The sequence below is a fragment of the Sulfitobacter brevis genome, assembly GCF_900112755.1.
Classification (GTDB): domain Bacteria; phylum Pseudomonadota; class Alphaproteobacteria; order Rhodobacterales; family Rhodobacteraceae; genus Sulfitobacter; species Sulfitobacter brevis.
The window spans coordinates 1-5885 of record NZ_FOMW01000047.1; the positions used below are offsets into that span (position 1 = coordinate 1).

Genomic DNA, 5885 nt, shown 5'->3' on the forward strand with positions numbered 1-5885 from the left:
CCGCGAAGAACTCATGGCATTCTTCGACTTTCCTGCTCAACATTGGCAAAGCATCCGCACCAGTAACCCAATTGAATCCGCCTTTGCCACGATCCGGCACCGCACCAAGCGCTCAAAAGGCTGCCTGTCACGCGACGGAATGCTGCACATGATGTTCAAGCTGGGACAATGCGCTGAGGAAAACTGGCGGAAGCTACGCGGCTTTGACTACCTCGCCAAAGTCATCACAGGCGTTACGTTCAAAGACGGAATTGAAACTACCAAACCCAGCCAGATCGCCGCATGACCGACAAGCCTCAAACACCAGACTCGACAATAGCTCCATCGTCAGCGAAAGCTACTCTAGTTGGCTGGATCTTCAAGAGCCGGTCCGACGCGCACAAGCCGAAAAAATGCCACTAGCAGGATCTGAATGGAGCAATTATTGCCTGCGCCTGCCCAGACCTGGGGCCGCAGGCCCTTCAGTACATTTGATCGATAATTGCAGTGAGCAGGTGTTTTTTGATATTAGTGTTAATACCAGCCAGACCAATCGTACCCTTAAACTGACCGGGCAAAATGGCGGTCAACACCCCAAGATGTCTGAAATTATTTTCGCGTTCCTCAGCTCTTGGCATGCCTACGACAATCTACCGAACGACCCAACCGAATTGTTCGCAATCCTATGTGAGATCCCAGAACTTTGGGAGGGCTCTGAAATTAGCAATGCGCGAGGTATAGCGACAATTACAAAATATCTTTCACACCTAAAAAAATTTGATCAGAGGTCATGGCCCCCGCCGGTGTTAATGGTATAATTCGACCTTACGATAATACGCCTGAGAGACTGCCGTCCGCATCCCCCTAAACTGAGACTGCATTACACAATCCGGAGTGTGTTAGCGCCCCACTACCCTCCCCCAAACGGGGGGAGGGGGACGGCCGCATTTGCACGGGTCTCCTCGCCCCAGATCAACTGATCGCAACGGCAAGTTCATCCTCTATGTCAGAATAATGTAGAAGTCGGACACTTGAGGCCGCTGCGAGCTGGGATGCGCTTCGAGTGAAGGTAGAATTGGTGACTACATACGCTAAATCTGAGTCATAATATTGCCTCGCCGCGATGACCTCCTGCACTGCCTTGTTTCCAACTGGTTTGCTGTAAAGTTTGCACTGAACGACTACTTTGCAACCATCTCGCGACGCCACTACATCCGCCCCCTGGTCTCCAGATGCTTTTGAAACCTCTGCATCCCATCCGGAAGACTGAAAGATGCCCGCCACGAAATATTCGAAGTCTATGGGTGACATATCTGGCGAGAAACTCAACTCGCCGGCTTTGGCTAGAGAAAGCGGTAGAACTACATTTTCGATCTCGTCTTGTGCGACCTCGTCCGCAATCTCCCAAATTGCCTCCAGTTCACGATCAGACAAGCTCGGACGTATTACGTTTTCAAAAAAGTACTGGATCTCAGCATTCCAAGCCTCCCCTTTTAAATTACCATAATCATCTCGCGAAACCAGCCGCATCCGTTTTTTAGCCAAGGTATCCTTGTGCGCCTCTACGGCATCACGGAACTTATTGATTGCTGACTTACGATACATCCCATTTATCAGCCAAGCAGGGAAACGAACTGCAAGAATTAAAAGGGTTCCGACAGTTGCGATTATGGCTAAGGTGAAGATTGTTTCCATGTATGAGGTCCTTTGCGTATTCCGGGGCATCCGGCCGGTTATTCCGACAACATCCTGCCCCCTAAACCGGTGTATTCGGCCGCCCTTGTTTAGCGACTGCGAGGCCTGAGTTTTTAGTTAACCGTTTTGGGCGCTTTCGTCACCTTTTTTGAGTTTGGTTTTCGCATGCTCTGGCCGTCGAGTTCAACGCTATATGAGTTTGGTACGAGACGGTCGATAATGGCATCTGCGAAGGTAGGTTCACAGATTACTCAGTCGAACACCCGCCCCTGAAGAACCGCGCACTACTTTGCACGCTGTTCTGGTTCGGGACTCTCTTCATGGTCGACGGATCAGATGTCTGCAGATCGTGCCTGCCCGAAAAAATTATGAAGCGGCGGTGGCGGTCCTGAACGCTTGAAGTGGGGCGTGTTCACCTCGCCGAAGTACCAGGAGTGGCGCAGCAGATTACACTGCTCAGACCACCCCTTACATTTCAATCACCAGCGCTCAAAGCCACCAACGGCTAAAACCCTCCATACAAGGAAACTTAGGAGGCTTAGATGACCAACACTTCCACTCACTTAAAACCCTGCGCCGTCGCCGAGCTGCTCGGCGTATCTCAGCGTACTATGAGCCGCTGGCACGCGCTGCGTGTCGGCCCCGCCCGCTGCAAGGTAGGCCGGACGGTCCTGTACCGCCGGGACGCCTTAGAGGCCTGGCTCGAAGCCAATGAAACACGGCCTACTCGCTCGTTTGAGGGAGTTTCCGTATGACCGATACTTTGGAATACGCGCTACGTTATGCGAGCCAAGGCTGGGCCGTTTTTCCCGTCCACGGTATCGTCGAAGGCTGCTGCACCTGCGGTCAGCGCGACTGCACCAGTCCTGGAAAACACCCAGTTTTGCCGGGCGGGTTCAAAATAGCCAGTAAAGAGCCCAAGAAAATTCGGCAGTGGTGGAGCGTCGAGCCGCGCCACAACATCGCCATCGCCACCGGCACTGTATCTGGCCTGTTAGTTGTTGACGTGGACCTCGGGCCCAAAAAGGAAGGGGAAGCTTCTCTACGTGGCTTGGAAGACGAAGTCGGACCGTTACCTCGGAACGTCGTGGTTTTGACTGGCGGGGGTGGGTTTCACATATACCTGCAAATGCCCAACCAACCCATCCGAAGCAGTGCCGGGAAAATCGGGGTAAATCTCGATGTTCGTGCAGACGGCGGTTACGTCGTTGCCCCACCCTCAACCCACATCTCAGGCTTCAACTATGAATGGAGCGTCTCCCTATGACCGAACCTATGCCAAAGGCACCCGCTGGTCTGATAGCAAAACTGACCGCCAGGCGAGTTGTTTCTGCCAACCTCAATACCCCTCCGAAAAAGTTTCTTTCGGAGGGGTCACGCAATAACGATCTAGCTAGAATTGCCGGCTTCCTCCGTGGCCAACATGGTTTGGACGGAGAGCAGCTTGCGGTCGCACTTTCCTCTTTAAACGCTGTAGGTATATCCCCCCTCCCGGAAGGTGAAGTTGCAAGTATTGCTCGTAGCATTTCAAATTACCCCGCCCAAACGCGCGTGGAATACGATGACGGACCACTGGCGAAGGTATTGGCCCCCTTTGTCGCGGAAACTTCCTGTAGAACTCCGGCCACGGGGTGGCTGCGTTTTGATGGAAAACGTTGGGCGAATGATCCAGAAGGTGCACACGCGAGAGAACAGATTAGGACACGCCTGGAGCAAATCTATCAGGATGCAGTCTCGTCCGGAGATCTAGAAATCGTCAAACAGGCCCGCGGACTTCGTACGGCGACTAAGATAAGAAAAGTATTCGATTTGGTCTCAACTGACCCCAAAATCTTTCGCGACTTTGGTGATTTCGATCAACAAGAATCGGAGATCAATTTGGCCAATGGGACACTGTGCTTGTTGGAACGTTCTTTACGTACGCACTCACCAACTGACTGCATCACAAGGTTGGCGGATGTAGAGTTCGATCCTGATGCGACCTGTCCTGAATTCGACAAGTTTCTTGCAGCAGTACTTCCAGAGGAACTCAGGAATTTCGTGCTCCGTCTTTGTGGCTATACACTACTTGGCAACCCCAAGGAGCAGATATTTACGATCTTCCATGGGCCCGGCAGCAACGGCAAATCAACCTTGGTCGATGTAGTGGCAAGCGTTCTTGGGGACTATTCGACAAACGTGGAACCTAGTTCTTTTATCCGGCAGAAAAATGCAGGGGTAAGGGATGATCTAGCCCGTCTAAAAGGAGCTCGAATGGTTGGTACATCTGAACTCGCAACCGGAGAGATCCTTGACGCTGCGTTAGTAAAGCGCATGACAGGTGGCGACACCATTACAGCACGGGCTCTTTATAGGGAGCATTTTGAGTTCCGACCCCAGTTCGTTATATTTATGACAACCAATGCGATGCCAGTAATAGACGGCGGCGATATAGCTTTGGCTAGGCGTCTGGTCACGGTGCCCTTTAACAATACCATATCCGCTGGTCAGCGAGACCCCAACCTACCAACCAAGATCAGGGCTGAGAAAAGTGGAATTCTCAACCGATTGATTGAAGGCCTGGCGGCCTATCAGAGGACTGGGCTCGAGATCCCAAAACAGATTGCTGATGAAGTTAACAAGTATGTGGCCTCATCTGATCTCATCCGGGGGTTTCTCGACGACATGTGTAGAATTGGGGAGGATGAAACTACCCCTGCGCGCCACCTCTATAATGCTTATCAAGGCTGGTCCGTGTCTAGCGGCACAAAGCCCCTGAGCCAGCCGATCTTCAAGCAGGAAGTTACAAAACGTACAGGGATACAGCAGAGGCGCACGAACAAGGGACAGGAGTGGCCAGGGGTCGGCATGCGGCCGCCGCAACTTTAACCCGTGTAGGACGTGTAGCTCTTTACCCTGACTTATAAGTTTCAAAGAGTATTATAGAAGTTAGGTTTTAAGGCTACACAACCTACACTCTGCTTCCGCCGCCCCCCCCTTATGATTAAAAGACAGAGGTAAATAATGCCTAAGAGCCCTGGCGCCAATCTCTACAAAGACGCCGCCCGATGGCCGGTGATCCCGCCCTGGTGGCTTCTGTCATCGCCGCAAGCCGCCGCCCTGATCAATGTTACCCCGGCAACCCTACACATCTGGCGAACGCGTGGTGAGGGTCCCAAAACAGTGCCGCCCCTATTCCTAAAACCTACCCAGGGCGACCCAATATTCCACATGTACGGAACCTTGAGGTCGTGGGCCGCAGAACGCGTAGGCATACAGTACTCGTTCGACGACCAGTGTTGGGATTACTTTCGGGAAGACTGCCCGATGTTGACAGACGGCGTTGGATCGATGGCAGCGAGAACACGCGAGTTCGACCGGCAATACGAAGCGTCACGACGAGAAGTGGGAAAAGGCGACGAGCCCCGTTGGGTGAGCCTCCCAACTATCCAGCGCCTGGACCCATACTACGCCAAGCAACCGAAGTGGCGGAGGCCTGACGCAAAATACAAATGGGCAGATTTATATTAGGATAAAAGAAGTGTCTGTCATGATTAAAATTAGGTATCCGAGGCTCCGCCATCCGCTGCACAGACGGCCACAGACCGATGCGGCGAGAGGAAAAGATTGCCGTTGCACATCCCTCGGACAGATTGAAAATGTGCCTGATCGACAGTTTGAAGAATGACATGTTTGCGTTCAATCAGTTCGTCGATGCACTGCCTGCGGCGGGAAGGGCTTAGAAGTTTCCCCGGTGGGCCTCGGCCAGGATTTTGTCCAGCGTCAGATCCGACACGGCTCGTCTGAGCCGGGTATTCTCAGCCTCCAGTTCCTTCAGCCGCTTGAGCTGATCGCGGCTCATGCCGCCATACTCCTTGAGCGATCGTTAGTAGGTTTGGTAATCCCCCCATTTTTAATGGGGTTCAGCCGTAGAATTCAGGCGGCTGTTTTCAGTTTCATTGCGGGCGTGATGCCGCCGATGCCCATGTTGGGTCGTTCATTGTTGTAAGTCCAGAGCCATACCGTGGCCTGATCCTGTGCCTCCTCGATGGTTTCAAAGATGTACTGGCTGAGCCATTCGCCGCGAACCGTGCGGTTGTAGCGTTCGATATAGGCGTTCTGTTGGGGTTTTCCGGGTTGGATGTATTCCAGCCTAACGCCTTGTTTTTCGGCCCATTCCATGAGCTTTCCACTGACATATTCGGGCCCATTATCGATACGAATAGCCTTGG

Annotated in this window: 6 protein-coding genes and 1 pseudogene; 4 read left to right on the forward strand and 3 right to left on the reverse strand. The window is 52.7% G+C overall.

Going from position 1 to position 5885, the window contains the following annotated elements; all coding sequences use genetic code 11:
• Positions 1–286: transposase (locus BM174_RS20365; protein ID WP_177209565.1), on the forward strand; the 286-nt coding region annotated here is incomplete at its 5' end.
• Positions 287–951: 665 nt separating this feature from the next.
• On the opposite strand, the gene BM174_RS20370 is transcribed toward BM174_RS20365, so the two are convergent.
• Positions 952–1674 carry a restriction endonuclease gene (locus BM174_RS20370; protein ID WP_177209566.1) on the reverse strand — a complete coding sequence of 241 codons (723 nt, stop codon included), beginning with the start codon at positions 1672–1674 and terminating at the stop codon, positions 952–954.
• Positions 1675–2216: 542 nt separating this feature from the next.
• Between BM174_RS20370 and BM174_RS20375 the strand changes: the two genes are divergently transcribed.
• The 3 genes from BM174_RS20375 to BM174_RS20385 are packed head-to-tail and all read left to right on the forward strand — an operon-like array spanning position 2217 to position 4542.
• The gene (locus tag BM174_RS20375) at positions 2217–2429 is read left to right on the forward strand and encodes a helix-turn-helix domain-containing protein (protein ID WP_093925627.1); all 213 of its coding nucleotides are present in this window, start codon (positions 2217–2219) and stop codon (positions 2427–2429) included.
• Positions 2426–2941: a bifunctional DNA primase/polymerase gene (locus tag BM174_RS20380; protein ID WP_093925628.1), complete on the forward strand. Its 516-nt coding sequence runs from the start codon at positions 2426–2428 to the stop codon at positions 2939–2941. The genes BM174_RS20375 and BM174_RS20380 overlap by 4 nt, the downstream gene beginning before the upstream one ends.
• Positions 2938–4542 (forward strand): phage/plasmid primase, P4 family, encoded by a 1605-nt coding sequence (locus tag BM174_RS20385; RefSeq protein WP_177209567.1) that lies wholly within the window; start codon positions 2938–2940, stop codon positions 4540–4542. Before BM174_RS20380 ends, BM174_RS20385 begins: the two co-directional genes overlap by 4 nt.
• An 812-nt stretch (positions 4543–5354) precedes the next feature.
• Here BM174_RS20385 and BM174_RS20395 read toward each other — a convergent pair.
• Together BM174_RS20395 and BM174_RS20400 are read right to left on the reverse strand one after the other, a co-directional pair.
• Positions 5355–5530: pseudogene (locus BM174_RS20395) on the reverse strand (IS3 family transposase); the annotation flags it as partial.
• 59 nt (positions 5531–5589) lie between these two features.
• Positions 5590–5885: integrase core domain-containing protein (locus tag BM174_RS20400; protein ID WP_143092516.1), on the reverse strand; the 296-nt coding region annotated here is incomplete at its 5' end.